Genomic DNA, 623 nt, shown 5'->3' with positions numbered 1-623 from the left:
CATGCGGGCAACCCGCCCCTACGTCTTCTCCGACATGAAGCGCGGCGATGGTATCGGCTCGATCGTCAGCTTCCTCAAGGAGCATGGCGGGCTCTGACGCGGAAGCGTCAGGGGCCATGCTCGCCGAGGCTTCCGGTGAAGCGTTCTGCCCAGTTTTCCCGCCGCGAGGCTTCGAGAACGAAATCGATGAAGACGCGGGTCTTCAGCGGCAGAAGTTTCCTGCCCGAATAGTAGATCGAGACCGGTCCGGCATCGACATACCATTGCGGGACAACACGGACGAGATCGCCACATTCCAGATGCGGCAGCGCGTCCGGCTTGGCGATCATCGCCACGCCGATGCCCATCAGCGCGGCCTCGCGCATGGCTGCCGGATCATCGACCACGACCCGCTCTCTGGGCGCCGCCGTCTGCTCGTCGCCGGCGACATTGCGCATCTGCCACATGCGGATCTTGCCGGTGCGGTTGGCACGCATGACGATGCCGTCGAGCCTGGCCATGTCCGACGGTTCCTCGGGTGGTGATCTCCCCCGCATGTAGGCGGGGGAGGCGACGGCGATGATGTGGGCAGGGGCAAGGGTGCGGGCGATCACGCCCGGCGCCAGCTCGAAGCCGCCGCCGAT

1 protein-coding gene is annotated in these 623 nt (G+C 66.0%); it reads right to left on the bottom strand.

What is annotated here, in order from left to right:
* Positions 1–107: 107 nt before the first annotated feature.
* Positions 108–623, bottom strand: a 516-nt coding sequence (locus tag AC1DIX_RS27525) for a LysR substrate-binding domain-containing protein (RefSeq protein ID WP_477328491.1), incomplete at its 5' end; no start/stop codon positions are given.

Source organism: Massilia sp. 05N420, assembly GCF_056397205.1.
The sequence above is the reverse complement of the archived record's forward strand: the minus strand, read 5'-3'. Positions and strand labels throughout refer to the sequence as shown.